Below are 235 nucleotides of genomic sequence, written 5' to 3' on the forward strand. Positions count from 1 at the left end.
TTGCCCTGCTCCAGAGAACCGGTTACGGCAGATAGTCCCAGCGTATCGGCGCCGTGCCAGGTAGCCAGCTCCAGCAGCTGGCGTGCATCCGGCTGCGTTTCGTCTTTCGTTGCTCCGCTCAGAGTTAGCGCTATAAGCCGTAACGTAGCAAACATATCCCCGCTACCTGCAAGTGAATTACCGTCAATACCCAGTCCTTTGCGCGTTAACGTTGAAAAGTGATCTAGACGGGTTA

At 54.9% G+C, this 235-nt stretch carries 1 protein-coding gene; it reads right to left on the reverse strand.

What is annotated here, in order from left to right; all coding sequences use genetic code 11:
* On the reverse strand, nt 1-194 hold a 194-nt coding region (locus KVT34_RS32915; protein WP_369016309.1), incomplete at its 3' end, for an amidohydrolase family protein.
* Between the last annotated feature and the right edge of the window lie 41 nt (nt 195-235).

Source organism: Paenibacillus sp. GbtcB18 (genome assembly GCF_019091125.1).
GTDB lineage: Bacteria > Bacillota > Bacilli > Paenibacillales > NBRC-103111 > Paenibacillus_F > Paenibacillus_F chitinolyticus.